A 25,263-nucleotide genomic window follows, 5' to 3' on the forward strand; every position below is an offset into this window, starting at 1 on the left:
TGCAAAAGAAGAGTATTTGGAACTTACTCTAGTGTCTTGTAGTTTATTTTATAGTAGAACCTAGAGGCCTGATCATCTTTTAGAATACTTACATTCCAAGTCATATCAGATAAAAATTCTTCAGAGGATTCTGGGAGAATGTCAAATTTCTCCAGACGCACATCTGGTCCACTATATCTGACCTTAAGACTCATACCATCAACTTCAACAACTTCATAGATTTGCCCAGGTTTTCTTGTGGATTCCTTTACAAGACATTCCAAATCAGGTCCAATAATGCAAACACCAGATTCAGATGTAATTTTCAGATTCACATCGGCCTGATCAACTCTATTGGTAAGCATTGAACCAGAAAATACTCGGGGTGCAACGTTATTTCCATCCACAGATTTTTGTAAAATAGTAACAGACACATCAGATTCTGTGATTCGGTTCTCTTTTTCGATAATAGTTGAAGGTGTTTTCATCTCAGCAGGTCTTTCAACTACATTGAATGGAAGGGATTTTGTGTCAAAATCAGCATCAACTGTAAATTCGTATTTGCCAATACTTGAAGGCAAATCAATTATCGGAAATTGATAAGTAAATGAACCAGAGGGGCTAGGTCTTAAAGTGGTTACTTTTCCAACATGTTTTCCACAGAAAAATGAGCCGCATGTTATTTCGGTATCAGATTTTTTAATTACGCTGACATCAAATTTTTCCAAGTAGATCAGTTTATTGGGTTTTCCAGAAAGCACTACAACATCACCTGGATAGTATTCAGCCTTATCAGCGGACAATAATAGTTCAACATCATCATCAGAACCAAACGTAAAGTCATTTACAACGCCAAATGAGGATTCAACTTTTTTGTTTTGATAAATTGCATGTATTTTGTATTGACCCTCGGAGAACACAGTGATAGGCAAATCAAACAGACTCTCAAAAGAGCCACCTACTTTAGGATAAACTTGAGATTCCAGGATTTGTTTGTAAGGGAATGTGCCGCTTAAGACACGTATTGTTACACGATCAGGCACAACCAAGCCCTCATCACCTTGTTGACGGGGGATAACATTTCCAACCACCTTTAATTTTTCACCTGCATTGTAAATTGATTTTTCAGTGGAGACAAAGATAGGCGTTGAGCTAAGCGAGTCATTTTCAGGATCAGAGGATACCTTAAAGAAAATGGTTTTTGAATATCCAGGAACTGAAGCCTCTATCTTGTAAACACCGTAGTTTGACACAGTTAATGAGCGGCCTTCAGATTTTATAGCCAATGGTTTTTCAGAAATAGGGGTAGTCCAAGTCCAAGAAAACCTTTGATCTTCAATTGTTGCACCAGAATTTCTCACACTACCGTCAGGTTTTGTAAGAGATACAGTTACAGAAGTTTGACCAGTAGGAGGCAAAATACCGCTCAAAAGTAATTTCTCCCCCAAGCCAAACACTTCTTTGTTTAAAGTAAGTGTTTGAGAACCTGTTTGTTTTAGTGGATCAACAACATCAAATGAAATTATTTTTGTCAGATCATTGTATTGTGCTTTTAATTTGTAGGTGCCTTCAAAGAAGGCATTTTTGTTGATATCTAATTTAACATTAAAGTTGCCAGAAGATTCAGGTATGGCAGTTAATTTGTAAGGCACGACAACTAGTTGATCTTTGCTAGTTGTCCTAGCACCTTCAGGAACACCCATTATGGATACAGGAGTGCCATCATTATTCAAAACAAAAACTGTTACAACAGCGGTTTCAAAGCTAGAACGTGTTGTAGGATTTGCGATGAACCCATCTAGAATCAACGTCTCTCCAAAATCATATGAGGGTTTGTTTGTTTGAAGGGTCAAGGGTTCATCAGATACAACAAATTCGTCTGGATTCACAACTGCATGGATTATTTTTGAAGCAGTGCCAACTTCTTTAGACACTGTAATTCTGTAATCACCTAATCGTTGTTGTTCATTTGGAATATTAAATGAATATGCAAATGAACCGTCACCTTGAATTCGCGCAACATCTAAGATTTTAAAACTTGAAGTGCTAGTAGTAGAGCCTAAAGTATTTTTCGTTTGGATGATTTCTAAGTCAAGTGAAGGGATCCAAATGTTGTTTAATCGTCCACTGATCTGAACAGTTTCTCCCAATCCATATGCTACGTTGTCAGTCCAAAGTGAAATAGGCACAGATTCCTTTACGTCTTTAGAAACTTCAAAGGTTGTTTTTACTGCCTTGTCAAAATACTCGCCAATCACCTCATAGGTACCATATACAGGCTTGACAGGACTGACAAATACAGTGGTGGTGAACTTTCCATTTGTTGGAAACAGATTGCCATTTGCAATAACAATACCATCAGGATTAGTTATGGTGAATTTTAGACCTTCGAGTGGAATTATTTTAGAGGTGGTCCCAGTTAAAACAACGGTTTGCCCAGGGATGTATACAGATTTGTCAGTTTGAAGAGTTATAGAACCTTCTTGAACAATTTCAGTTTCAATTATTTTATCACCCACGGTAAAACTTGTCTGAGAAGTTGCACCAGCATATTTTACATTCAAGTTGTATGTACCCTCAGAAATTCCAAGAACTTTTTGTAGATTCAAAGATGTTTTAAAATTCAAATTCATGTCAGGGTATAGTTCAACAATTTTATTGTAATTTGGACCAGAAATTGTCAGGATAACTTTTTCAGGTTGGAAATACGGATAAGTAATCACTACTTCTTCAGAAACTTTTCCAGATATTTTTGCAGTCTCTCCAAAAAGATAATGTTGTTTATCTACAGACAAAGTAACATATGTTCCCTGTTGTTCCTCAGAGAAGGTTTGTTTTCCATTTGAAGAGCCAGCATTTGATGTTGCAAACTTCCAATCAGTAATGGAATCATTATCATATCCATCATAGATTCTTTGCCATGATGAAAAATCATTTTTCAAATCAGCAAACAAAGGAGTTTTGTCGATTACAACTCCATTTTTGTCACGCAGTTCAATAGAATCATTTGAATCAGTAAACCAAACAGTTTGATAAGAATATTTTAAGAATTTTCCAGGACCAATGATCGTTCCAGCAGGGATTGTCATTGTTTTTTTCAAAACAGTGGTGGATGCAATTTCCCATCCACTAACATCAATTTTAGAATCAGTAGGATTGTAAAGCTCAACCCATTCTGAAATATTTACAGAGTCATCCCCAGGAGGATTTAAGTCAACTTCGTTAATTACGACATGGTCAGGAAAAGATTGAGCACTAGCAGGAATTATGATTATTCCTAGAAAAAGTACGGAAAACAGTATAGCAATATTTCTAATCATCGTAATTGTCTATTTTGAGTCGGTAACAGCCTCATTTTAGAATGAAATTGAGGAAAAGTTGAGCTAGTTGTTAAAGTCATATATCTTAAGTTATTCAATTTCAGTTTTAAGGTGTGCGTAGGAATCATTCGTTTTGAGAATCACAGTGAGGACACCGTTTATTGAATATTTTAGAGCCACATTCAGCACATAGACCTTCCCCAACATCCATCTCTATTGATTTTTTGCGCCTACCAACATAGATTTTGATGCCAAAATACATTGCAATCACAACCAAAGCAGCATAAATTGGAGCCATGAATGGCAGTAATCCTACCATAAACAACAACAATCCAACTATCAAGAGGATATCTCGACGTTCAAATTTCAATTGAATCAAAATTGGAAAGAATTCATAAAAACGTGCCGGAGCTCAGAGCCATTAGTTTTACTTCATCTAAAGTCATTACTCTAACTCTTCCTCATTGCTCGGCAAGAGTATTAGCATGTGATTTGATAATAACATAATGATTGAGTGGTGGGATCGGCGAGATTTGAACGCGCGACCTCTGCGTCCCAAACGCAGAATCATACCAAGCTAGACCACGATCCCAGTAAATCGTAAAAGTTGCCCAATTTAAGCTTGACAGATAATGATTTTAAAGGCACACAAAAGAAGACAAAATCATTGCAAACAGATGACTATATCAAAGCAGGTAAAATTGCTGCAGAAGTAAGAGAGAGAGTAAGGGAGAAAAACTGGGTTGGTAAAACAGTTTATGAAATTTGTGAAGAGGTAGAAGAGGAGATTAGAAAAAGAGGAGCAAAATGCGCATTCCCAGTAAATACAAGTATTAATGAAATTGCAGCACATTATACGGCCGAACCAAACGATCCAATAACAATTACTGATTCGGATTTAGTAAAAATTGATCTCGGTGCACAAATTAACGGATACATTGCAGACACTGCTGTGACTGTTTGTTATGATCCGCAGTATGATGGGCTAGTGCAAGCAGCAGAGGATGCGCTAAGTAATGCAATGTCAATGATCAAAACAGGTGTTAAGGCAAGTGATATCGGTAGAACAATAGAGACAACAATAAAGCAATTAGGATACAAACCCATTGCAAATCTTAGTGGTCATTCATTAGAACAATATACAATTCATGCTGGAAAATCAATCCCAAACATTTGGTCAATTGGAGGATTTTCATTATCTGAAAACACAGCATACGCATGTGAACCATTTGTTACAACTGAAAACGGCGGAGGTTTTGTCAGAAATGGACAAATCAAAAACATTTTTGCAATAAATTCTAGAAAGAAAACAAAGAACGAAAAGGCAGATAAACTGCTCGATTTTATTTGGGAAAACTTCAACATGCTGCCATTTGCATTAAGATGGATTACCAAAGAATGGGAAGTAAAAGAAGCAAAAGAATTGTTAGAGCACCTAGTAAAGAAAAAAGCAGTTCAAGCATATCCTGTGCTAATCGAAGTAAATGAACAAAGAGTTGCACAAGCAGAGCACACGTTCATTCCAAATGAAAACGGGGTAACAGTGACAACCGCAGCAGAATAGAATCTATTTTTCTACGGTTTCACCAAAGATTTTTTCAATGACCATCATACCATCACAAGAATTACATTTGTTTATAGATGAAAACAAGCAATCACCTTCCTTGAAACTTCGCTTTCGTTCCATTTTACACGAATTACACTTTTCTAAGGTGTATGGAAGAATTATTTTTTCTTTAGAGAACATCATTGTGGAACTCCTATAGTATTTCCAACTCCAATTAGCAAAACAGATTGTCCAGGCTTTGTATTATCTTGAATCATTTCATATACTTGAGAGCGCACATTGTCGGCTTTGTCTGCAATTTCTTTGGTCATCAAATTAATTGCTTCTTTAACAGATTGTTTAATGACTATTGCAAAAATAGGAATTTTATTTTTGGATGCAATTTCTTCAATTTGATAGCGTTCAGTTCCAATCCCACCAATGGCAGCTCCAAATCCCTGTGCAACTGTTGCAGAATCTTCTCCCTCCATCTTTAATGCAGCATCAACCATAATGATAAGATCAAGTTTATTTTCAGAAACAATTTTTTCAACAGCATCTCCAGGTCTTCCAACAGTAGAACCAGGACCTTCAGCTTTTAACAAAAATAATTTTCTTCCTTCATATTCTGTTTGAGACAATACTGTTTGGAATGCAGCAGATTTTTTTTCAGTATTTAACATCATTTTACCAACAACCATAGGACCAATTCCGTCACCTACAGGTTGGCCAAGTTTAAAAGCAGATATTGCTTTGTGGATTGCTTCGGCTTCTTCCATTATAAAAGGAAGTATCATTTGCAAGGGCAAAATTAATGGATAGTTGTTTTGTTTTTTTGCAGTTAAAAACAGATGATTGATTACTTTGTAAATCATTTGCAATGAAGTGGCAATTTCAAGTAAAGTTTGAACTTTGGTTAATTCAAATTCATCTGTATCAGGAGACAAGGATTTTACATGTTCTCTTGAAAAATCTTCTCTAGACCTTACAATATGTCTCACTTTTTCAACAATTCCATTAGGATCCATATCAACAGGCATAATTGTAAAATAATCTAAGAATCTGTCAATTTTTTCAGTAGGATCATTTTTTGGTTTCATAGATTTTTTTACATAATCTATAAGTTCAGTACGCGATTCGTTTTTGTACAATTCCAATTTTTTAATTGATTTTTTGATTTCACCAGATGTCACTTGAAGTTGAATCCTCTGACCATAGAAAATGAAAATGAAAATTGGAATTATCCAGATTAACATCATTAAAGGATTAGTATCATCACCAAATCCAAAAAATTGATCAATGTCAAAATTACTAAAATCCAATAACTCAGCGATCGTTGGATCCAAATTAAATCATTCGTCACAGTACCAGAAAAGACTAGTTTTGATGCCAAAAACTGTAAAAAATCTGTACTGGAAGGTGAAAAAATGGCGAGTGCTTTTATTATAGTTCAGATAGAAAAAATCTGAATATGCCACAAACAAAACCTATTGTAAGCGTGGAAAATGTAGTAGCCTCAGCTTCTGTAGATCAAAAAATGGATTTGAATGAGATTACCAGAACATTTCCAGACGTAGAATATCATCCTGATCAGTTTCCAGGACTTGTATTTAGATTAAAAAGTCCAAAAACTGCAACGCTGATTTTTACTTCAGGTAAAATGGTATGTACTGGTTCTAAATCAGAAGAAATGGCAAGAAAAGCAGTAAAGACAGTTGTTCAAAAACTTCGAAAAGGCGGCATTAAAGTAAAAAAAGACGCCGTAGTTGAAATTCAAAATATCGTAGCTTCAATTAACTTGGGTGGAAAAATTCACCTAGAGCAAGCTGCCAGAACACTTCCAAGAAGTATGTATGAACCAGAGCAATTTCCAGGACTCATCCACAGAATGTTAGATCCAAAAACAGTCATTTTGTTATTCTCGTCAGGAAAACTTGTCTGTACAGGAGCTAAAAAAGAACCAGATGTTTACAGATCAGTAAACAACTTACATGCACTATTAGAAGAAAAAGACCTAATGATCTATGACTAATCATAGGTCAAAACCCAATTTCATTCATTTTCTCTTTTAAATAAAAAATCAGTATATAACTAAACTAAATCTTTTATACAAATTTTGTAATCAGATGCATCCAATTCAGAAAAAATGATTCCCAAAGAATCTACTTTGAAAATATGGATAAAGGGAGGTAAGTTGGACTCCCTTTCAAATTAATTACTTTATTGGGCTTCCTAACGGAACATCTTCAACAACAGTAAGCCAGTATGGCTTATCATCAACATCAGCTGCTAACAACATTGCATTTGATTCAACACCAGCCATTGTTTTTGGTTCCAAGTTTGCAATAACAATTACAGTTTTTCCAACAATGTCTTCAGGTTGATAATATTGTGCACCACCAATAATGACGTCACGTTTTTCATCACCCAAATCAATAGTCCCTTTAACAATTCTAGACTTTCCAGGTATGGGTTCAGTTGAAACAATTTTTGCAACACGAAGGTCTAACTTTGCAAAATCATCATAAGTTACTGTTGTCATGATTACCCCAAAGTTTTCCTGTTAAAATGAATTTCGAATTTACAAAAGATCTTTTTTTTGTATTCCACTTGTTTCAATATCATATTTTAGTGCTGCAGGAAGCTCTTGATACTTTTTGTTCACAAGAGCAACAATTTGATCTTCAGGCACATTTACTTTTTTTAGTAACTTTCCGCGTTGATGAGCAAAAGCATTTTTCCAAAAGCCCGCACCATCAAAGGTTCCAATTTTTGGCATGTATTTTGAAGGTTTCATTTTTTTAGTGTAAGTGACTGTGACGGAAGTTTGGCAAATGCCATTAGAACTGGAGTTACGGTTCCGGATTTTAGGCAAATTGCCCATCACAGTCTATTTCTAACAAACTAGGAATCTAATATATTTAATGCGGAATTAACGTGTGTAGAGATGGCAATAATTGAAACATCAATCCAAATAAACGCCCCAGTGGAAAAAGTTTGGGAAATAGTATCAGATATTGACAGTGAGCCAAAGTTTTGGAAGGGGACTAAAGAAACCAAGACCATTTCAAAAGAAGGAAACACCATCAAAAGAGAGATCACAATTGCATTTAGAGATCAAAAATGCATGCAAGAAGTAATCATGAAACCAAAAGAAAAGATTGAGGCCGTATTTACAAAGGGGATTATCAAAGGAACAAAAACACTCAACATCATACCTCAAGATGGGAAAACAAACCTAGAGGCAGTTTGGGATATCAAATTAACAGGAATGATGAGTATGTTTACAGGAATGATTAAAAACCACATTAAAAGCGGAACCGAGCAGGCATTGCAAAATATCAAAGAAGAAGCAGAGATGTAATTTCATGGAACTTGCAGTAGATATTTTCAACTATGTTTTCACTTCGATAATGATTGGAATTGCAGTAGCATGGATGTTTTTAATAAAATCAATGCTAGATTCTTTTAGACATACGCCGTATTTAGATAAGTTTGAAAAAACAAACGACACCACCCCAAAAGTTTCAATCATTCTTCCAGCAAGAAACGAGGAAGAGCATATTGGAAAATGTCTAGAATCATTGATCAATCAAAATTATAAAAACTATGAAATAATTGTAATTAATGATTCATCAGAAGACAATACAGAAAAAATAATTTCAGAGTATGGAAAAAAAGATTCCAAAATAATTCATGTCAATGCACAACCAAAACCAGAAGGATGGATGGGGAAAAACTGGGCATGTATGGAAGGATACAAAAAAGCAACAGGAGAGTTGTTGTTATTTACAGATGCAGACACGAAACACAAAGAGACAGTGATTTCACTTGCAGTTGCACATTTGCTTTCATTTGATCTTGATGCTTTGTCAGTTATTCCAAAAATGCTCTCATTTGATTTTTGGACAAAAATTACACTGCCAATGATATCCACATTTCTTCACACAAGATTTTCCGCTCTCAAGGTTAATGATCCAGCAAAAAATACAGGGTATTTTTTTGGAAGTTTCTTCATAATTAAGAAAAAAACATACGACGAGGTTGGAACTCATGAAGGGGTAAAACAAGAAATCATAGAAGATGGGGCACTAGGAAAAAAAGTCAAAGAACAAGGATACAAAATAAAGATGGTAAGAGGAGAACACCTAATCAGCGCTGTTTGGGCAAGAGACAGAACAACGCTGTGGAATGCATTAAAGCGTTTGATGATACCGCTTTATCTGCAGAGTGGAGGAATTGCCATAGGAATTTTCTTTGCAGTATTGTTTTTGCTTTTTATGCCATTTCCATTTACAATATACTCTGCAGTTTTTGCATTAGATTCTATTTCATTTTCAGTATTATTTGCAACGTCTACATTATCATCAATTCTGATCTACACAGGTTCTGTAATCGAAGTCAAAAAGGCGTTATTTTTGAAACTGAAATATTCAGTATTTGCACCAATTGGAAGTCTTGTTGTTGTTTTTGGATTTTTGGCAGGGTTGGTTCAAGCAAAAAGTTCTTCATCAGTATCATGGAGAGGGCGCAGTTATTCAATGAAGGATCATGTTCAAAGTTCAATCAGCGTATAGTAGTGAGCCTTTTATATAAAAAATAAAAAACTAGAATCGCATGGATAAGTCAAGTGGGTTAATTGGAGGAATTGTCGGTGCTGCAATAGTTGTTGCAGTATTTGGGGCATTTTTGTTACCCACACAAATAGAACCAGAGATTATTGAGACAGAATCAAACATTCCAAGTGCAATTGGTCAATCAAGTCAATATACAAAAGAACTTTCATTAGTAGAGATTTTTGAGAAATCAGAACCAGGAGTTGTCAGAGTAAATGTTCAAAGAGGAGAATCAGAGTCATCAAACGGAGTGGGATCCGGATTTGTTTTTGATAAAAAAGGACACATCATCACAAATGCACATGTAATTAACGATGCAACAAAAGTAATAGTCACTTTTCTTGACGGGAGATCATACAATGCAGACATTATAGGGTATGATGAATTTACAGATATCGGAGTTATCAAAGTAAATGCCGATTTGAAATTATTACATCCATTAACTTTAGGAGACTCTTCAAATCTCAAAGTAGGAGAACAAATTGCTGCAATCGGAAATCCATTTGGATTATCAGGTTCAATGACAGCCGGAATTGTCAGTCAATTGGGCAGATTGTTACCATCAGGTTCTGGTTTTTCAATTCCAGATGTCATACAAACAGATGCTGCAATAAATCCTGGAAATTCAGGAGGGCCATTATTGAACATGAGAGGAGAAATTATTGGAATCAACACAGCCATTCAATCAACAACGGGGGAATTTACAGGGGTAGGATTTGCAGTACCATCACAGACAATTGCAAAGATTGTTCCCAATTTAATTGCCAAAGGAGAATACAATCATCCATGGATTGGAATTTCAGGAAGAGATATTGATCCGGATTTGGCCAAAGTGTTGAACCTTAATGATGCAGTAGGGTTTTTGGTCGTAACAGTAGTAGATGATAGCCCTGCATCAAAAGCAGGATTACGAGGTTCAGAAGACATCATATCAGTTGATGGCATAAATTATCCAAAAGGAGGAGACATCATCCGTTCAGTTGACGGAAAAGAAGTAAGAAAGATTGACGATATTTTGATTCACCTTCAGAGAGCAAAGTCAGTGGGAGATGAAATGATCCTAGAGATTCTAAGAGATGGACGAACTACCAACGTAACAATCACTTTGGAAGAGAGACCAAACGGAAATTAAGAGAATCAAGCATAAATACTCCTACAAAAGATTCATTTCTGTTGAACAAACTTGTATTAAACTCTGAGAGTTTAAACAACGTTTTAGATAACAAAGAGGTCTCACGAGACGAAGCAATTCAGATTTATGAGAATGCCCTAGTTGACGCTAATGAATTGTTTTCAACTTCTCAAACACTAAGAAAAAAATTCAAATCAAATACGGTAACATTTTCAAAAAAAGCATTTTTCAATTTAGTAAACCTGTGTAAAGATTCCTGTTCATACTGTACATACAAAGCAGAACCAGGCGAAGAAAAACTATCTCTAATGTCAAAGAGCCAGGTTTCAGAATTATTAGACATGGCAAAAAAATACCGATGTGTTGAAGTTTTATTTGTAACAGGAGAAAAACCAGAGGAAAAATACAAAGAAGCAAGAGAGTGGCTCAATAAAAATGGCTTTGCGTCTACGGCAGAATATTTGATTCATGCATCTGAAAAAGCATTAGAAAAGGGATTGTTTCCACATACCAATGCAGGCAATTTAGAAATTGCAGAAATGAGAGAACTCAAAAAAACAAATGTCTCAATGGGATTAATGCTTGAAAACATCAGTGAAAGACTAACTGAAAGAGGGATGCCACATCACCTTGCTTCAAGTAAAAGACCAAAAGCAAGAATGAAGATTTTAGAAAACTCCGGGAAATTGAAAATTCCAATGACCACAGGAATTCTTGTGGGCATCGGAGAAACACCAGAGGAAATCATTGATTCAATTTTTGCAATAAAAAACATACATCAAAAGTATGGAAACATACAAGAGGTGATTTTGCAGAATTTTCAACCAAAACTAGATACAAGAATGAATGGCCACCCATCTGCAAATGAAAATTACTTCAAAATTATCGTTGCATTATCCAGAATCATAATGCCTAAAATGAATATCCAGATACCTCCAAATCTTTCTCCAAAATCATATCAAAGTTTCTTGTCAGTGGGAATTAATGACTGGGGCGGAATATCACCTCTTACGCCAGATTATGTGAATCCAGAATTCGCATGGCCAGCAATAAACAAGGTAAATGAAAATTCAAAAAATGCAGGATTTAATCTCAAGTGTAGATTCCCGGCATATCCAGAATTTTTTTCATTTCTTAGCAAAGAGTTAAGAGACAAGATGACATTAATTGAAAACGAGGAAGGATTAGTAAAAGAGGAGTATTGGAGATGACCATTAATTTAGACAGATTATTCAAAAACGCTGATCCACAAGTTGTCGATATCCTAAACAAATCACTTTCAGATAAAGAAATCACACAAGAAGAAGGCCTAAGACTTTACAATACAACAGGATTAGACTTTCATCTAGTCGGATTAGTAGCCGACGAGATAAGAAAGAAAAGAGTAGGAGATACTGTAACATATGTAGTAAATAGAAATATCAATTTTACAAATGTCTGTATCAAACAATGTGGTTTTTGTGCATTTAGCAGAGATTTTAGAGAGGAAGAAGGGTATTTTCTTCCAACTGAAGAAATTGTAAGACGTGCAAAAGAAGCACACATGTTAGGAGCAACAGAAGTATGCATTCAAGCAGGATTGCCACCGGACATGGAAGGAGATCTGTATGAAAAAATATGTAGAGAGATAAAAAAAGAGATTCCAGACATACATATTCACGGGTTTTCTCCAGAAGAGGTTCTTTATGGGGCCTCAAGGTCTCAGGTATCAATCAAAGAATACCTCAAAAGACTCAAGGATTCTGGAGTAAATACACTTCCAGGTACTGCAGCAGAGATTTTAGATCAACCATTAAGAGACAAAATATCACCAGGAAGAATCAGCGTAAAAGATTGGATAGAGGTAATAAAAACAGCACACAGTTTGGGCATCAACACAACATCGACTATGATGTTTGGACATATTGAAACCACAGAAGACAGAGTAAAACACATTGCAAAATTAAGAGAAATTCAAAAAGAGACAGGAGGGTTTACAGAATTTGTTCCGTTAAATTTTGTTCACAGTGAAGCACCGATGTACAAACATCAATTACATGAAGGAATAAAACAAGGAGGTAGTGGAAACGACGTGCTTCTAACTCATGCAGTTGCAAGAATAATGCTAAACAAATACATCGACAACATCCAAATGTCTTGGGTCAAAGAAGGTCAGAAAATGTCACAGCTCTTACTAATGTGGGGGGCAAATGACTTCGGAGGAACTCTAATCAATGAAAGCATATCAACATCAGCGGGTTCAGAGCACGGACAACTGCTTAGACCCAAAGAGATTAGAAGAATGATCAGGGAAATAGGAAGAGTGCCAGCTGAGAGAAACACAAACTATGATAAACTTCGTACTTTTGAAAAAGAAGGCATGCAAGATGAAGGATTAGATTCTATTTCAGATGCATCACAGTTTGGATCTTATGCAGAACTGATAAAAATAAACAAATTCCAATATACAAATCCACGGAGAAAGTAAATGTCTGCCTTTGAGAAGGCATCAAACTATTGTAAAAAATTTGAAATTGATGAATGCGAATCAGTGTTTGTAAAAAAACAAATCACAACAATTAGAATCACAGACTCAGAAATTGCAGAAATCAAACAAAATTTTGATGAGAGTTTTGGAATACGGCTAATCCATCACAAAAAATGTGTGTCGTTTCAAACAAACGAACAAGAAAGCATAGAAGATATGATAGAAAAAGCATTACAAACAACCACACATCTAAAACCGCTAAAATTTTGGAAATCACTTCCCTACAAATCAAACCACAAAAAAATTCCAAATACTTTTGATAACAAGTTATACAATATTTCAGGCACAAAAGCAGCAGATATCGCACAAGTTATGATAAATTCTGCACAAGACAAGAAAATTTCTACGATTTCAGGATCACTAAACATCGTATCTGAAAATTTTGAATTGTCAAATTCAAATGATCTGAATCTAAATGACAAAGCCACATACATTTCAGGTATCATTAATGCAGAGACAGACAAGGGCGAAATGCCAGTATCTGGACTAGGCCAAGAATGTTGTAGAACACTAGATCAATTCAGTCCTGAAAAAATAGGCCAAGATGCAAGAAAGATGTGCATAGAATCAATTAATCCAAAAAAATGCGAAAACGACACATATACGGTAATTTTTGAGCCATATTCAGTTGGGGAATTGTTGGCGTTTGTGTTTGCAGCAAATTTTAATTTCAAAACATTTTCAGAAAAGAAGAGTTGTTTTTCAAACAACATTAATCAAAAAATTGCAGTAGATGAATTTAGTCTAATTGATGACCCACATGCAATGCAAGGAATTGGAACAAAATCATTTGATGATGAAGGCGTAGAAACTAACAGCAACAGTTTCATAGAAAAAGGAATTTTTAAAAATACATTTTCAAATCTTTTTGATAGTTTTAAAGAAAACACACAGTCTACGGGCAATGCATCAAGACCAGGTTCGCCAATGGGCCGAAGTTCTGAACCTATCCCCATATCAGCACCCCATAATCTCAGAGTAAAAAAAGGAGATACATCACAAGAAGAAATGATCAAGGATACAAAGCACGGTTTACTTGTAGGAAGATTATGGTATACATATGCAGTGAATCCAATCAAAGGGGATTTTTCATGTACTGCAAGAAGTGGAATACAGATAATTGAAAACGGCAAGGTCAATCCAGGAAGATCAGCAAGAATAGTACACAATCTGCCAACATTATTACAAAATATTTCATCAGTTGGAAATAATCAAAAAAATGTCATCCAGTGGGCATCATTGCCATCTATTACACCATCTATCAAAGTAGAAGGAATCAAGGTAATTCCAATTTAAAACGTTAAATTCCATACTGGTTTTGATGAATATCGTCATTAATTTAGCGAAAAACCAAATATGAGATAAATCACATATCCAATTGCCAAAGCAATCCCAACATTCCTAGAGATTATTCCCTTCATCATTGCAAATAACAATGCAAAACTAAATGCAATCATAATGGCATAATCAACAAAGACTTGATCCGAAACAGCAACGCCATACAATGCTGATGCCACACCCATAATCATCAAAATATTATAGATGTTGCTTCCAATGATATTTCCAATTCCAATATCAGCATGGCCTTTTCTGATAGCAATTACAGATGTAATTAGCTCAGGTAATGAAGTTCCTATTGCAATAACAGTTAATCCAATTATACGTTCAGAAATTCCAAATGTTTGAGCCACTATTACTGCATTATCTACAGTAAATTCTGCGCCAAAATAAAGAAGCAGGATTCCAACACCCATCAAACCAAATGAACGCAAGAAAACATTTCCTTTTTCTGGAGGCGCCTCTTCATTATTCTCTTCACGTTGTGATTTTGCATCACGATATGTGTAAATTGTAAAAGCAATTAGCAACCCAACTAACAGCAAGCCATCATATTGAGAAATAGAACCATCAACAGATAATGCAATCAAAAGTAATGAAAAACCAAGCATTATTGGCATGTCTTTTTTCAGGGTTGTCTTTTTAACAACAAGAGGAGTCAACATAGCAGCTATTCCGATTACCATTCCAATGTTTGCAATATTACTTCCAATAATATTTCCCAAAATAATATCACTGTGTTCGCCAGTCGCAGCTATGCTTGCTGCAAGTTCTGGGGTTGATGTACCATATGCAACAACAGTCATTCCAATTACAATATTACTGATTCTTAATTTCTTAGCAATTGCAACACCGCCGTTTACAAGCCAGTTTCCCCCATAACAGAGCATAACAAGTCCAACCATGGTTAATCCCACATTTACCATCAATTCCAGTTCCATGAGAAAACATCAAAACGGACCTGTTTAAAGTGGGTGATTTACTCTAAATTCACAAATATAACAAGCAAATTGAATCTGCAGGCACGAAAAAGAGTGTAAAAAAACCAGCTAGATAGATCAACAAAGCTTGGGTTTAAGATTAATAAGGTAATGTACCGTACCATACGGTATGATGCGAGCAAGACTAACATACGTACCTGTAGAGGTAGCAGATCAATTCGAAGATTTTATCATAAAAAGAGACGAGCAAGTACTAGATGCAGTAAAAGCAAGAACAAGAGATTACAGCACACTGTCTCTTCTGAAATTACTGTATCAACTTAGAGGCAATTCGATGACGTTTTCGGATTTGTATTCAAAATCAAAGATCAGGATGAAAAAGTCATTTCTGAATTATTTGCACCTATGTGTTGACTATAATTTTGTCAAAAAAGAAGCAGTAGGATCAAACATGATCTATTCGATAACAGACAAAGGAAGACTCATGTTAAGCTTATTCATGCAAAAAGGCAACTAAACAGAAAAACGTCTAACACTTTAGTAACAAAATACTTAGCTAGTAGAGTAATTAGACAGAAGGGGTCGACGTAAGAGATGGCAGAGGGATTTCCAGAGGCAGAAGTGTATGAGTTTAAAAAATCAGAATTCAAAAATCCAATAATATTTGCAGGATTTGTTGGCGCAGGGCTTGTAGGTCCAATTGCGATTAACCACATAATTGAGCAATTAGATATGAAAGAGATAGGAGTCATGAGATCAAAATACCTCCCACCATCTACAGTTTTCATGAAAGGTAGACTGCGTCACCCCTTCAGATTTTATTCGGATGAAAAAGGAACGGTGTGTGCAATAATTTGTGAAATCACATTAAGAATGGAAGGACTGTATTCTCTGGTAGGTACTATTTTAGATTGGGCAGCATCAAAGGGCTCAAAAGAGATTGTCATTTTAGATGGAGTTGCAAGTAATGAACACGACAACAAAGCATATTGCGCAGCAGAAGAAGATTTGGTACGAACAATGGCAGACAGAGACATCAGCATGATCCCACAAGGATTCATCACAGGTCTTCCAGGAGGCATTTTGAATGAATGCCTAGTCAGAGAAATTCAAGGGCTGACCTTGCTTGCCAAGGCAGACAAGATAGCACCAGATCCAACGGCAGCTGCCACACTGATTGAAGCATTAAATCGCTTCTACTACATGAACATAGACACAACAGAATTGAAGGAAGAAAAAGACAGGCTTCATTCAGAATTTAGCGAGTTATCTCAAAAATATGTAGAACATAGAGAAGAGATAGCTGGAATGTACATGTGATCGAAACCACAAGCAAATTCTTTTATTCAAAACAAATCCGCATCAAATCATGGCCCTAACCTACAAAAAAGCAGGAGTGGATATTTCTAAAATCAAAAAGAGCCAAGTTGCAATTGGAAAAATGATTGCATCAACACACAAACTCCAAAAGATGGCAAAGATAACACATGGGTTTGGACATTATGCAGGGATTGTGGAAATTCCTGGTGGAAAACTTTTGGCAACACATACAGACGGAGTGGGAACAAAAGTAGTAATTGCAAACATGATGAAAAAATACAACACAATAGGGATTGATTGCGTTGCAATGAATGTTAATGACATTATCTGTATTGGAGCAACACCAATATCATTTGTCGATTATATTGCAGCAAATAGAAACGATCAAACAATTTTCAAAAAAATAGTCGAAGGACTGGTAAAAGGCGCAAAAAAATCTGCAATGCCAATTGTCGGAGGAGAAACAGCAATAATGCCAGATGTGATAGAAGGTAAAGGATTTGCATTTGACTTAGCAGGAATGGTAGTAGGATTAGTATCAAAAAAAGACATGGTGTTGGGAAACAAAATAAAACCAGGAGACATCATAATTGGGGCAAACAGCACAGGGATTCATTCAAACGGGTATTCTTTAGCAAGAAAAGCAATACTATCAAAATATTCAGTAAAAGACAAAGTCAAAGGAATAGGAAACATAGGAGATGCATTGTTAAGACCAACTGAGATTTATGTAAAACCAGTACTAGAAATCATTCAAAAATGCAAAGTAAATGGCCTGGCTCACATCACAGGAGGCTCATTTACAAAGATGATGAGGCTCAAAAAAACAGGCTATGATATCGATTCTCTGCCAAAATTACCTCCAATAATGGGACTGATAGAAGAACAAGGAGTAAAACCCGAAGAAATGTACAAGACGTTTAACATGGGCGTAGGGTTTTGTGTAGTGTCACCAAAAGATCAAGCATCAAAAATAAAATCAATTTTCAAAAAACATAAGATTTCAAGTCAAGAGATAGGACAGATCACATCAAAGAAAGGAGTTTTTGTAAACTCTACAAAAATCACATAATTTAACAAATACGAAATAATTTTCAACTAAATATCGCCTTATATTGCCGATTTCTAAAAGCAAATAGGGAAAAAATTGGCAGCTGAGGCACATTTCATTGAAACGATCATAGGTGTAGGAATCCTGTTATTTGCTGCAAAATTAATGGCAGAATTATTTCTAAGACTCAAGCTTCCAATCGTATTAGGAGAATTAATTGCAGGAATGATCATAGGGCCATTTGCACTAGGAGCATACATTCTTGATGCAGATGGATTGCCATTACTTCACATCAACGACGAGATAAGAGTATTAGGAGAAATCGGTGCAATCGTAATTTTATTCATGGCAGGATTGGAGATGACGCCAAAAGAATTCCTCAAAGGAGGAAAATCATCATTTACAGTTGGGACGTTGGGTGTTGTAGTTCCATTTTTTGCAGGTTTGGTAGTTTTTCAAGTATTTGGATTTGATGCATTACAATCAATGTTAATTGCAACTGCACTTACTGCGACAAGTATTGCAATTTCAATTCAAGTATTAAGTGAATTTGGAAAATTAAAAACCCCAGAAGCTCGTCTCATCATAGGAGCTGCAGTAGTAGATGACATTTTAGCAATTGCCATATTATCTGTTGTATCGTCAATTGCAGGAGGAGAAGGAGGAGTAGACAACATAGACATAATGGAAGTTACAATCACAATCCTTCAAGTGTTAGGATTCTTTGCAATTATGCTCATAGTATCAGTGCTTGTAATTCCAAAAATAATCACACCTAGATTGTGGAAGGCAAAAGGCAGTGTAGAAGGAATTGCTACTGCGTGCTTTTTTGGAGCAGCTGCATTAGCAGGATCAATTGGATTATCACCTATCGTAGGAGCATTTGCAGTAGGCATGGCCTTATCAACCACCAAAGTATTTGAAAAAGTCGAAAACTACATTGGAAAAATAGGGTTGATTTTTGCACCGTTATTCTTTGCAATCATCGGCGCACAAGTTGACTTTAGACAAGTGAATTTGGAAATACTCATGCTAAGCGGAATCATAATTGCAATTGCAATTGTAACAAAACTATTTGGTTGCGGTCTACCTGCAATGATGTTCCTGAAAGACAAAGCTCAAGGAATGAGAGTAGGAATAGGAATGATTTCAAGAGGGGAAGTAGGACTCATTGTTGCAGGAGTTGGAGTATCATCAGGAGCATTGACATCAGATGTGTATTCTACAATTGTCATAATGGTTGCAGTGACTACAATCATCACTCCAATTTGGTTAAAGATGGAATACAAAAAAGAACAAAAAAGTCAGAGTGGTCAGCCCCAAGTAAGTAATCCATAGCAAGAACAAAATCCAAAAAGTCTTAAATTATACAGAAAGTCCCAAACTGACAAGAGATGTCTCAAACCCAGTCTGCAGTAACACCAGAGATTTTAGAAGAAATAAAGAGGATTCAAAATGAGATTTCAGAATTAAAAAATCTCAAAGTGGAGATAGAATCAAAACCAAAGAGAAAGACAGCTGCTAAGAAAAAGACTACAAAGAGAAAGACAGCTGCTAAGAAAAAGACTACAAAGAGAAAGACAGCTGCTAAGAAAAAGACTACAAAGAGAAAGACAGCTGCTAAGAAAAAGACTACAAAGAGAAAGACAGCTGCTAAGAAAAAGACTACAAAGAGAAAGACAGCTGCTAAGAAAAAGACTACAAAGAGAAAGACAAGCAGACGTAGATAGGCATCAAATCAGCCAAATATTTAACGAATTTATGTCTAAATCAGTATGAATTTGCATGAGTAAACTAGATTCTGTATTATCAAAAGCATGCACGGAAATTACACAGAATTTACTTACAATAAATGATCCAACAAAAAAACAAGTCAAAGAAGAAATAAAAAAAATATGTGCAAAATATTCACTTGAGAGAATTCCAAGAAATCATGAAATTCTTTCAGTTGTGAATGAAAAAGACTTTATGAAATTGAGAAAAGTGCTCTTGAAAAAACCAATGAAAACAGCATCAGGAGTTTCAGTGGTAGCATTGATGCCAAAACCATTTGCATGTCCACATGGCAGATGCACATATTGCCCAGGAGGGATAGAGTTTAACTCACCAAACAGCTATACTGGAAACGAACCATCTACAATTAACGCTATTGAAAACAACTACGATCCTAAATTACAAATCACATCCAAAATTGAAAAACTAATTGCGTTTGGACATGATCCATCTAAAATGGAAATTGTGATTGTTGGAGGGACATTTCTTTTCATGCCAAAAGATTATCAAGAAAATTTTATCAAATCATGTTATGACGCATTAAATGGAGTTGATTCAAAGTCGCTAGAAGAAGCAAAATCAAATAACGAACATGCAAAAATTCGAAACGTAGGATTCACTATAGAAACAAAACCAGACTATTGTAAACAAAAGCATGTTGATGATATGTTGAATTATGGCATTACAAGAATAGAAATAGGAGTGCAATCACTACAAGAAAGAGTTTATGACATTGTAAACAGAGGTCACAACTACAATGACGTAACAGAATCATTTCAAATTGCAAAAGACGCTGGATACAAAATTGTTGCACACATGATGCCAGGATTGCCAACAGTGACACCAGAAGAAGACATTTCTGATTTCAAGAAATTATTCACAGATTCAAATCTGAAACCAGATATGCTGAAAATATATCCATCATTAGTAATTGAAAACACTCCAATGTATGATGAATACAAAAAAGGAGAATACACTCCATACTCAAATGATGAAATGATTAGAGTTCTAACCGAAGTAAAGAAAAACGTTCCAAAGTGGGTACGTATTATGAGAGTGCAAAGGGAGATATCCCCAAATGAAATCATTGCAGGCCCAAAATCAGGGAATTTAAGGCAAATTGTTCATGAAAACCTCAAAAAACAAGGCTTGTCATGCAGATGTATTAGATGTAGAGAAGCAGGATTATCAAATAAAAAATCTCAAGAATCAAATCTTAAACTAAACAGAATTGATTACGAATCATCAGGAGGGAAAGAAGTATTCCTGTCATTTGAAGATGAAAATGAGTCAATCTATGGATTTTTGAGATTAAGAAAACCCAGCAGCATAGCACACAGGGACGAAGTGAAAAACAATTGCATTGTTCGTGAAATTCATGTTTATGGAAAATCCCTAAAGATTGGACAAAAAGAAGAAAATGAAATACAACATTCAGGACTTGGTAAACACCTAATGAAAGAAGCTGAAAATATTTCAAAAAAGGAGTTTGACGCAAAAAAGCTTCTCGTAATTAGTGCAGTAGGAACAAGAGAGTATTATCAAAAATTAGGGTATTCGTTATATGGGCCATACATGGCAAAATCATTGTAAAGAAAATGGAACAACAGGAAGTAATCGGTAAAGGTACATGGATAGACAAGTTAGCATTTGAATTACTAGAACGTGAAAAATCACTTGGAAGAAAATTAGATTTGCTTAGAGTAGAAAGTGGATTAGGAGCATCAGGGGTTCCACATATAGGAAGTTTAGGCGATGCAGTCAGAGCATACGGGGTTAAACTTGCATTAGAAAATTTAGGATACAAATCAGAGTTAATTGCATATTCTGATGACCTTGACGGATTAAGAAAAATTCCCGAGGGATTTCCAGAGTCATTAGAGGAACATCTTGCAAAGCCAGTATCATTAATCCCAGATCCATTTGGTTGTCATGATTCATACGGAATGCATATGAGCAGCATTCTTTTGGATGGGCTTGACAGAACAGGGATAAAATACGAATTTAGAAGAGCAATAGACACATACAAAAAAGGACTCCTAAAGGATCAAATTCACACAATTTTACAAAACAGTACAAAGATCGGAGATAAGATTTCAGAATTGGTAGGACAAGAAAAATATCAAAAATTTCTGCCATATTTTCCAGTATGTGCAAACTGCAGCAAATTATACACTGCAGAATCATTTGAGTATCTTGAGAACGAAAAAAAGGTCAGATACAAGTGTCATGATGCAGAAATTGGAGGAAAAATGATCAAAGGGTGTGGCCATGATGGAGAAGCAGACATTGGAAAAGATTTAGGAAAATTAGCATGGAAAGTTGAATTTGCGGCAAGATGGGCAGCATTTGACATAAGATTTGAAGCTTATGGAAAAGACATAATGGATTCAGTAAAAGTAAATGACTGGGTAGCAGATGAAATTTTAAACTATCCACATCCACACCACGTAAAATATGAGATGTTTTTAGACAAAGGCGGAAAGAAGATTTCAAAATCACTGGGAAACGTACTAACTGCACAAAAATGGCTAGAGTTCGGAGACCCAAAATCAATCTTACTATTACTTTACAAAAGAATTACGGGTGCAAGAGAGCTTGGATTTGAAGATATTCCATCATTAATGAACGAATATAATGAATTGGAAGATATATTCTTTGGAAAATTAAAGGTAGACAACCAAGCAAAATTAACAAAATCAAAAGGACTGTATGAATATGTCAATCTATTAGATATCCCAAAACAGGCCAGCACCCATGTCAACTATAGGCTCTTAGTAGAACTTGCAAAGATCTTCAAAGAAGACAGAAAAGAAAGAGTAATGAAAAAGCTAATTGATTACGGAGTAATTAAAAACCCAGAACCAAAGGTAGAGAAACTCATCGAACTTGCAGGAAACTTTGCAGACGAGTTTGACCAGCAAGAGAAAGCAGAAATTGAATTAGATGACAATGCCAAAAAAGCACTGAAAATACTTTCAGAAACACTTGGGGCAGATAACGAGCCAGAAGACATTCAAAACACGATTTACCAAATTGCAAAATCAAATGATGTTCAACCAAAAGATTTCTTCAAGATATTATACCAAATAATTCTAGGAACATCACGAGGTCCAAAGATAGGACCGTTCATTTCAGATATTGGCAGAAAACAAGTTGCAAAAACTCTTGCAGAATATATCTAAAATGGCTCACAGCGAACACAACAGATCAAAGAACAGCGGAGGATTTGCGCTAATTATTCTAGGCGCATTGTTGTTATTTTTGGCACCAAACATCAATCCAACTAGTTCAGAACTTGGAACAATGGCACTAATTGGAGGTATCATAATAGGCGCAATTGGATTCTACATCAAATTCATCAAAAACAGGCCAAAGAAAGTATAAAGAAACGTTCATCTTTTGGGGCAAAAGGGAATAAAACAATGGGTCTTTTTGGAAAGAAAAAAGAGAACAAAGAAGAGGTAATCTCTGAAAACAGTGAAGAATTTGTTCTAAAAGAAGAGCTTGAAAAAGAAGTAGAAAGTCTTCAAACACAATTTAGAGCAAAACAAGAAGAAATTGAAGATATTAATCAAAAACTGCAGAACGTCAAAGAAGAGTACGAGCAAGCAGTAAGCAACCTAATGGAGGTAAAAAAAGAAACAAACCAAAAAAAGATAGAGTTAGACACAGTTCAGCGAGAATACAAAGAACTTAAAACAAAAATTGAAAGTGCAGATGAAAAATTAAACAATAACAAAAAATCAATAGATGAGCTGGGAAAAGCAGAATCAAATCTTGCAAAAATCAAACAAGAAGTAGAAAAAATTACAAAAGAATATGATGAAATTAAATCTCAAGTTTCAGCAGAGCAAGAATCATTACACAAAATACGTGCACAGCAAATCCAAGCACAACAAGAACTTGAAGAAGTAAATGCCAGACTATACAATGCAAGACAGGAATTCACAACCACATCAGAAAACCCGATGACAGATACTACCACACCATTGTCTATAAAAGAACAAGAATTTATCGCAAGCCAGACAAACAGCCAAAAAGGAAACAGTGGGATCATAGAAGCGGCAAGTGCAGTGGTGGGATCACTAAAGTCAAAACTAAGCATGAAAGAAAAAGAGCTTGAAACAGTTCAGCAATTATTAGAAAAAGAAAGAGAAGAACATGAAAAAACCAAAGAAGAGTTTGAAAAACTCAAGAAAAAAACAGGTACATTAGACAAATCATAATTCTGCAAAATATTTTTTCCATTTTGATTTAATTTCATCTTCTGTTGCACCCAAATCATATAACGGAGAAATTACGTCTTGGACATCTGTGACATTAACCAACACAATAGCGTTTATGGGACTCTGGATTCCTGCTTTTCTATAATGAGTCAAAACATCATCAAATATTTTTCCATTTTTTATTATTCGTGACTTACCCTTGAATAAAAATCCTTTACGTGAGAGAGGATCAATTACATTGATTTCAACAAGAGGATTTTTTTCTAGATTCCTCATTGTGTCCGGTGAGCGAATATCTGCAAATGCAAGTGTGTCTGAATCCCACCCAATTATGGTCCCTTTAGGAGAGATGTTTGGAGAATTACCATCTGAAACAGATGCCACAAAGCCTAGTTTTTGAACATTCAAAAAATTTTTTATTTGTTCAGAAATCAAACCCATAATTCAAATCAGAAAATAATACTATAATTAATTTTCAAATTATCTCATGGCTTCAGCAGCAAATTGAGAGAAGAAGAAAAACCCAATGCCACCTCCAATAATTCCAATCCATGCGGCAATCTTTTGAGCCTTGGTCATGAATATTCTGCAATAAACGTATTATTGAATCTAATTGATTAGTTTTTTGATCTCACAGGATCGTGTTCTTTACCAATATGCTTTGCCAATTCAATAACATCATCACCAAACTCTTTCCCACAATATGTGCAATTGAATTCAAATTGAGTTGACATTGGGTTAAGTCGCTAGTTAACATTATTAAAAAATTTACATCAAAAAAAGAACTTAGCCATAGACAATGCAGTGTTCACATTCACAGTTGGGTTGTTGTTTTGATTTTGCAAGACATTTTTTATGTTGGCCTGCCTGACATTGGACGCATATCTCATCCAGATTGTCAACATTGGTGTATTTTTTTGATTGATCAAAACCAAATCCGCCATCTTTAGGCCCTACCATGTTTTGATACAACCGACGTAGTATTTCTACTTCACTAAAAGCCCTTCTTTGATTGCTTGCTGAAGTTCTTCCTTTTGCATCTCAATTATTCCTCTTATCTCAAAAGTATCTATAAAACCCCCTGCAGAAGCACGCGTTGCTTTTAACAGATAACGAAGTGATCCTTCCTCTATTTTTCCGACATAATACCCATAAAGAAAATCCAACTCATTGTCGCATTTCCAGATCTTCTTTACATTTGGAAATGTTTGTTTTATTTCAGAAGGAATTTCCTGTATTCGTCTTTTGATGTATTGATCTAGGGATTTCTGGATAGAAGAGTCCTGCAACATTGTACTTAGATTTTCCCAGCATTCCTTTTAGTCATTTTCATCTGATTTTTTATCAGAATCAGGCTTGTCCCATAAATGCATGGTTCCTCGAATCATAAAAGAGCCAACAATTATTGCAACTAACCCACCTACAATAAACAAGAAAAATCTGCCAACGCTTTTGATTCCAGCCAACACATTCAATACAATTAATGTATAA

At 35.4% G+C, this 25,263-nt stretch carries 27 protein-coding genes and 1 tRNA gene; 17 read left to right on the top strand and 11 right to left on the bottom strand.

Annotation, left to right across the window (positions count from 1 at the left end; all coding sequences use genetic code 11):
- Positions 1-23 precede the first annotated feature (23 nt).
- The 3 genes from NsoK4_RS05300 to NsoK4_RS05310 form a co-directional block, all read right to left on the bottom strand.
- Positions 24-3,299, bottom strand: a complete 3,276-nt coding sequence (locus NsoK4_RS05300; RefSeq protein ID WP_211685870.1) for a lamin tail domain-containing protein — start codon at positions 3,297-3,299, stop codon at positions 24-26.
- Positions 3,300-3,423: 124 nt separating this feature from the next.
- The gene (locus NsoK4_RS05305; RefSeq protein WP_249110992.1) at positions 3,424-3,669 is read right to left on the bottom strand and encodes a hypothetical protein; all 246 of its coding nucleotides are present in this window, start codon (positions 3,667-3,669) and stop codon (positions 3,424-3,426) included.
- Positions 3,670-3,814: 145 nt separating this feature from the next.
- Positions 3,815-3,891 (bottom strand) — tRNA-Pro (locus NsoK4_RS05310).
- 75 nt (positions 3,892-3,966) lie between these two features.
- Between NsoK4_RS05310 and map the strand changes: the two genes are divergently transcribed.
- Positions 3,967-4,863 (top strand): type II methionyl aminopeptidase, encoded by an 897-nt coding sequence (gene map / locus NsoK4_RS05315; RefSeq protein WP_211688946.1) that lies wholly within the window; start codon positions 3,967-3,969, stop codon positions 4,861-4,863.
- Positions 4,864-4,866: 3 nt separating this feature from the next.
- Here map and NsoK4_RS05320 read toward each other — a convergent pair whose 3' ends face one another.
- On the bottom strand, positions 4,867-5,049 hold the full coding sequence (locus NsoK4_RS05320) for a hypothetical protein (protein ID WP_249110994.1): 183 nt from the start codon (positions 5,047-5,049) through the stop codon (positions 4,867-4,869).
- Entirely contained in the window at positions 5,046-6,167 is a 1,122-nt protein-coding gene (locus NsoK4_RS05325; protein WP_211688950.1) for a DUF1512 domain-containing protein, read from the bottom strand. The genes NsoK4_RS05320 and NsoK4_RS05325 overlap by 4 nt, the downstream gene beginning before the upstream one ends.
- 149 nt (positions 6,168-6,316) lie before the next feature.
- Between NsoK4_RS05325 and NsoK4_RS05330 the strand changes: the two genes are divergently transcribed.
- Positions 6,317-6,877 carry a TATA-box-binding protein gene (locus NsoK4_RS05330; protein ID WP_012214981.1) on the top strand — a complete coding sequence of 187 codons (561 nt, stop codon included), beginning with the start codon at positions 6,317-6,319 and terminating at the stop codon, positions 6,875-6,877.
- A gap of 183 nt (positions 6,878-7,060) precedes the next feature.
- Here NsoK4_RS05330 and NsoK4_RS05335 read toward each other — a convergent pair whose 3' ends face one another.
- Together NsoK4_RS05335 and NsoK4_RS05340 are read right to left on the bottom strand one after the other, a co-directional pair.
- The gene (locus NsoK4_RS05335) at positions 7,061-7,387 is read right to left on the bottom strand and encodes a tRNA-binding protein (RefSeq protein WP_211685872.1); all 327 of its coding nucleotides are present in this window, start codon (positions 7,385-7,387) and stop codon (positions 7,061-7,063) included.
- Positions 7,388-7,426: 39 nt separating this feature from the next.
- Entirely contained in the window at positions 7,427-7,642 is a 216-nt protein-coding gene (locus NsoK4_RS05340; protein WP_211685874.1) for a hypothetical protein, read from the bottom strand.
- 150 nt (positions 7,643-7,792) lie between these two features.
- On the opposite strand from NsoK4_RS05340, the gene NsoK4_RS05345 reads away from it, so the two are divergent.
- From NsoK4_RS05345 to NsoK4_RS05370, 6 genes are read left to right on the top strand one after another with little or no spacing between them, the layout of a single operon-like run.
- Entirely contained in the window at positions 7,793-8,209 is a 417-nt protein-coding gene (locus NsoK4_RS05345; RefSeq protein ID WP_211685876.1) for a type II toxin-antitoxin system RatA family toxin, read from the top strand.
- A 4-nt stretch (positions 8,210-8,213) separates the two neighbouring features.
- Positions 8,214-9,422 carry a glycosyltransferase family 2 protein gene (locus tag NsoK4_RS05350; RefSeq protein WP_211685878.1) on the top strand — a complete coding sequence of 403 codons (1,209 nt, stop codon included), beginning with the start codon at positions 8,214-8,216 and terminating at the stop codon, positions 9,420-9,422.
- A 40-nt stretch (positions 9,423-9,462) separates the two neighbouring features.
- The gene (locus NsoK4_RS05355; protein WP_211685880.1) at positions 9,463-10,593 is read left to right on the top strand and encodes a S1C family serine protease; all 1,131 of its coding nucleotides are present in this window, start codon (positions 9,463-9,465) and stop codon (positions 10,591-10,593) included.
- A gap of 41 nt (positions 10,594-10,634) precedes the next feature.
- Positions 10,635-11,804, top strand: a complete 1,170-nt coding sequence (gene cofG / locus NsoK4_RS05360) for a 7,8-didemethyl-8-hydroxy-5-deazariboflavin synthase subunit CofG (protein ID WP_211685882.1) — start codon at positions 10,635-10,637, stop codon at positions 11,802-11,804.
- Positions 11,801-13,060 (top strand): 5-amino-6-(D-ribitylamino)uracil--L-tyrosine 4-hydroxyphenyl transferase CofH, encoded by a 1,260-nt coding sequence (cofH, locus tag NsoK4_RS05365; protein ID WP_211685884.1) that lies wholly within the window; start codon positions 11,801-11,803, stop codon positions 13,058-13,060. Before cofG ends, cofH begins: the two co-directional genes overlap by 4 nt.
- Positions 13,061-14,416: a TldD/PmbA family protein gene (locus tag NsoK4_RS05370; RefSeq protein ID WP_211685886.1), complete on the top strand. Its 1,356-nt coding sequence runs from the start codon at positions 13,061-13,063 to the stop codon at positions 14,414-14,416.
- A gap of 38 nt (positions 14,417-14,454) precedes the next feature.
- Here the strand turns inward: NsoK4_RS05370 and NsoK4_RS05375 are convergent, their stop codons facing one another.
- Complete coding sequence (locus NsoK4_RS05375; protein ID WP_211685888.1) at positions 14,455-15,399, bottom strand: calcium/sodium antiporter; 945 nt, start codon at positions 15,397-15,399, stop codon at positions 14,455-14,457.
- A gap of 169 nt (positions 15,400-15,568) precedes the next feature.
- Between NsoK4_RS05375 and NsoK4_RS05380 the strand changes: the two genes are divergently transcribed.
- The 9 genes from NsoK4_RS05380 to NsoK4_RS05420 all read left to right on the top strand — a co-directional run bounded on the left by NsoK4_RS05380 (position 15,569) and on the right by NsoK4_RS05420 (position 23,772).
- Positions 15,569-15,916: a hypothetical protein gene (locus NsoK4_RS05380; RefSeq protein WP_211685890.1), complete on the top strand. Its 348-nt coding sequence runs from the start codon at positions 15,569-15,571 to the stop codon at positions 15,914-15,916.
- Positions 15,917-15,993: 77 nt separating this feature from the next.
- Positions 15,994-16,719, top strand: coding sequence for a proteasome assembly chaperone family protein (locus NsoK4_RS05385; RefSeq protein ID WP_211685892.1), 726 nt, complete (start codon positions 15,994-15,996; stop codon positions 16,717-16,719).
- Between the two features lie 49 nt (positions 16,720-16,768).
- Positions 16,769-17,791, top strand: a complete 1,023-nt coding sequence (gene purM, locus NsoK4_RS05390; RefSeq protein ID WP_211685895.1) for a phosphoribosylformylglycinamidine cyclo-ligase — start codon at positions 16,769-16,771, stop codon at positions 17,789-17,791.
- A 75-nt stretch (positions 17,792-17,866) separates the two neighbouring features.
- The gene (locus NsoK4_RS05395; protein WP_211685897.1) at positions 17,867-19,108 is read left to right on the top strand and encodes a cation:proton antiporter; all 1,242 of its coding nucleotides are present in this window, start codon (positions 17,867-17,869) and stop codon (positions 19,106-19,108) included.
- Between the two features lie 56 nt (positions 19,109-19,164).
- Positions 19,165-19,500 (top strand): hypothetical protein, encoded by a 336-nt coding sequence (locus NsoK4_RS05400; RefSeq protein WP_211685899.1) that lies wholly within the window; start codon positions 19,165-19,167, stop codon positions 19,498-19,500.
- 55 nt (positions 19,501-19,555) lie between these two features.
- Complete coding sequence (locus NsoK4_RS05405) at positions 19,556-21,136, top strand: tRNA uridine(34) 5-carboxymethylaminomethyl modification radical SAM/GNAT enzyme Elp3 (protein WP_211685901.1); 1,581 nt, start codon at positions 19,556-19,558, stop codon at positions 21,134-21,136.
- Between the two features lie 5 nt (positions 21,137-21,141).
- Positions 21,142-22,728, top strand: a complete 1,587-nt coding sequence (gene lysS / locus NsoK4_RS05410) for a lysine--tRNA ligase (RefSeq protein ID WP_211685904.1) — start codon at positions 21,142-21,144, stop codon at positions 22,726-22,728.
- Position 22,729: 1 nt separating this feature from the next.
- A complete protein-coding gene (locus tag NsoK4_RS05415; RefSeq protein ID WP_211685906.1) occupies positions 22,730-22,930 on the top strand; it encodes a hypothetical protein in 201 nt (66 codons plus the stop codon).
- A 38-nt stretch (positions 22,931-22,968) separates the two neighbouring features.
- On the top strand, positions 22,969-23,772 hold the full coding sequence (locus tag NsoK4_RS05420; protein WP_211685908.1) for a DNA repair protein: 804 nt from the start codon (positions 22,969-22,971) through the stop codon (positions 23,770-23,772).
- On the opposite strand, the gene NsoK4_RS05425 is transcribed toward NsoK4_RS05420, so the two are convergent.
- From NsoK4_RS05425 to NsoK4_RS05435, 3 genes are all read right to left on the bottom strand, one after another.
- Positions 23,767-24,213, bottom strand: coding sequence for a pyridoxamine 5'-phosphate oxidase family protein (locus NsoK4_RS05425; RefSeq protein ID WP_211685910.1), 447 nt, complete (start codon positions 24,211-24,213; stop codon positions 23,767-23,769). The two genes, NsoK4_RS05420 and NsoK4_RS05425, sit on opposite strands and share 6 nt — an antisense overlap.
- Positions 24,214-24,758: 545 nt before the next feature.
- A complete protein-coding gene (locus NsoK4_RS05430) occupies positions 24,759-25,064 on the bottom strand; it encodes a hypothetical protein (protein ID WP_211685912.1) in 306 nt (101 codons plus the stop codon).
- Positions 25,065-25,091: 27 nt separating this feature from the next.
- On the bottom strand, positions 25,092-25,238 hold the full coding sequence (locus tag NsoK4_RS05435) for a hypothetical protein (protein WP_211685914.1): 147 nt from the start codon (positions 25,236-25,238) through the stop codon (positions 25,092-25,094).
- Positions 25,239-25,263 lie beyond the last annotated feature (25 nt).

The organism is Nitrosopumilus sp. K4 (assembly GCF_018128925.1).
GTDB lineage: Archaea > Thermoproteota > Nitrososphaeria > Nitrososphaerales > Nitrosopumilaceae > HKST03.

Excerpts from the sequence above, each read along its gene's own strand:
- NsoK4_RS05300 (WP_211685870.1), bottom strand. The coding sequence starts at position 3,299 with ATGATTAGAAATATTGCTATACTGTTTTCCGTACTTTTTCTAGGAATA.
- NsoK4_RS05320 (WP_249110994.1), bottom strand. The coding sequence starts at position 5,049 with ATGATGTTCTCTAAAGAAAAAATAATTCTTCCATACACCTTAGAAAAG.
- NsoK4_RS05330 (WP_012214981.1), top strand. The coding sequence starts at position 6,317 with ATGCCACAAACAAAACCTATTGTAAGCGTGGAAAATGTAGTAGCCTCA.
- NsoK4_RS05335 (WP_211685872.1), bottom strand. The coding sequence starts at position 7,387 with ATGACAACAGTAACTTATGATGATTTTGCAAAGTTAGACCTTCGTGTT.
- NsoK4_RS05340 (WP_211685874.1), bottom strand. The coding sequence starts at position 7,642 with ATGAAACCTTCAAAATACATGCCAAAAATTGGAACCTTTGATGGTGCG.
- NsoK4_RS05345 (WP_211685876.1), top strand. The coding sequence starts at position 7,793 with ATGGCAATAATTGAAACATCAATCCAAATAAACGCCCCAGTGGAAAAA.
- NsoK4_RS05350 (WP_211685878.1), top strand. The coding sequence starts at position 8,214 with ATGGAACTTGCAGTAGATATTTTCAACTATGTTTTCACTTCGATAATG.
- NsoK4_RS05355 (WP_211685880.1), top strand. The coding sequence starts at position 9,463 with ATGGATAAGTCAAGTGGGTTAATTGGAGGAATTGTCGGTGCTGCAATA.
- cofH (WP_211685884.1), top strand. The coding sequence starts at position 11,801 with ATGACCATTAATTTAGACAGATTATTCAAAAACGCTGATCCACAAGTT.
- NsoK4_RS05370 (WP_211685886.1), top strand. The coding sequence starts at position 13,061 with ATGTCTGCCTTTGAGAAGGCATCAAACTATTGTAAAAAATTTGAAATT.
- NsoK4_RS05375 (WP_211685888.1), bottom strand. The coding sequence starts at position 15,399 with ATGGAACTGGAATTGATGGTAAATGTGGGATTAACCATGGTTGGACTT.
- NsoK4_RS05380 (WP_211685890.1), top strand. The coding sequence starts at position 15,569 with ATGATGCGAGCAAGACTAACATACGTACCTGTAGAGGTAGCAGATCAA.
- NsoK4_RS05385 (WP_211685892.1), top strand. The coding sequence starts at position 15,994 with ATGGCAGAGGGATTTCCAGAGGCAGAAGTGTATGAGTTTAAAAAATCA.
- purM (WP_211685895.1), top strand. The coding sequence starts at position 16,769 with ATGGCCCTAACCTACAAAAAAGCAGGAGTGGATATTTCTAAAATCAAA.
- NsoK4_RS05400 (WP_211685899.1), top strand. The coding sequence starts at position 19,165 with ATGTCTCAAACCCAGTCTGCAGTAACACCAGAGATTTTAGAAGAAATA.
- NsoK4_RS05405 (WP_211685901.1), top strand. The coding sequence starts at position 19,556 with ATGAGTAAACTAGATTCTGTATTATCAAAAGCATGCACGGAAATTACA.
- lysS (WP_211685904.1), top strand. The coding sequence starts at position 21,142 with ATGGAACAACAGGAAGTAATCGGTAAAGGTACATGGATAGACAAGTTA.
- NsoK4_RS05415 (WP_211685906.1), top strand. The coding sequence starts at position 22,730 with ATGGCTCACAGCGAACACAACAGATCAAAGAACAGCGGAGGATTTGCG.
- NsoK4_RS05420 (WP_211685908.1), top strand. The coding sequence starts at position 22,969 with ATGGGTCTTTTTGGAAAGAAAAAAGAGAACAAAGAAGAGGTAATCTCT.
- NsoK4_RS05425 (WP_211685910.1), bottom strand. The coding sequence starts at position 24,213 with ATGGGTTTGATTTCTGAACAAATAAAAAATTTTTTGAATGTTCAAAAA.
- NsoK4_RS05430 (WP_211685912.1), bottom strand. The coding sequence starts at position 25,064 with ATGTTGCAGGACTCTTCTATCCAGAAATCCCTAGATCAATACATCAAA.